Here is a 528-nt window from a genome sequence, read left to right as displayed (position 1 = left end):
CCCGAAGCCGGTGGCCTAACCCCTTGTGGGAGGGAGCCGTCGAAGGTGGGATCGGCGATTGGGACGAAGTCGTAACAAGGTAGCCGTACCGGAAGGTGCGGCTGGATCACCTCCTTTCTAAGGAGCATCTCCAGTGAGTGTCTCGAAGAGTCGAGGCCGCTCCTGGCAGAGCCGCTTATGTCCCCGAATGTGGGACTGCGGAGCTCATGGGTGGAACGCTGACAACCTCTCCCGCGTAGGACTGCTGGCTCATGGCTGGTGGTTGTGGGTGATATGTCGACACACTGTTGGGTCCTGAAAGAACAGACGTTCTTTCCAGGCAAAAATACGATCCGCTCGGATCTTCGGTTAGTACCGCAGGGTTTTCGGACTCTGGCCGGCTTCGAATCAGGTTCGGGTGGGTGTGTTGTTTGAGAACTGCACAGTGGACGCGAGCATCTTTGTTAGTAAGTGTTTAAGAGCGTACGGTGGATGCCTTGGCACCAGGAGCCGATGAAGGACGTAGGAGGCTGCGATAAGCCTCGGGGA

At 57.4% G+C, this 528-nt stretch carries 2 rRNA genes; both read left to right on the top strand.

The window, feature by feature from the left end:
* A 16S ribosomal RNA gene (locus IU449_RS28710) occupies positions 1-117 on the top strand; the annotation flags it as partial.
* Positions 118-444: 327 nt separating this feature from the next.
* A 23S ribosomal RNA gene (locus tag IU449_RS28705) occupies positions 445-528 on the top strand; the annotation flags it as partial.

Source organism: Nocardia higoensis (assembly GCF_015477835.1).
Lineage (GTDB): Bacteria > Actinomycetota > Actinomycetes > Mycobacteriales > Mycobacteriaceae > Nocardia > Nocardia higoensis_A.
Note: the sequence above shows the minus strand (reverse complement) of the source record. Positions and strands in the feature narration are given on the sequence as shown.